Origin of the sequence: Paraburkholderia sp. SIMBA_027, from assembly GCF_046535315.1 — a bacterium.
GTDB classification, from domain to species: domain Bacteria; phylum Pseudomonadota; class Gammaproteobacteria; order Burkholderiales; family Burkholderiaceae; genus Paraburkholderia; species Paraburkholderia tropica.
The window spans coordinates 1-273 of record NZ_JAWRWY010000540.1 but is presented as its reverse complement, the minus strand read 5'-3'; the positions used below and the strand labels follow the sequence as shown (position 1 = coordinate 273).

Below are 273 nucleotides of genomic sequence, written 5' to 3'. Positions count from 1 at the left end.
AATCTATCTTTGAAGCAGATGGAAATGCAGGAACGGTGTGGGCGTGGGGAGCATCTATGTTTTATGGAACAGACTGGAAGAAGTTTAATGTTCCCACAAATGATTTGGTGAAGACCTTTAATGATGAGGGAGATACTCAAAGACTTAATGCTACTGTCAAGTTTTCAGCGGTTTCATGGTCAGATAAATACTGGACGGACAACAGTCATTATCCTTTTATGTATAAGATGAGGAAAACAGATGGAACTCAAAACTTTTATATTCTTCGATATG

The 273-nt window shown here is 38.1% G+C and carries 1 protein-coding gene; it reads left to right on the top strand.

Annotated features, from left to right (window positions below; translation table 11 throughout):
• A partial coding sequence (locus SB764_RS40160) for a hypothetical protein (RefSeq protein ID WP_410866775.1) occupies window positions 1–273 on the top strand: 273 nt, incomplete at both ends.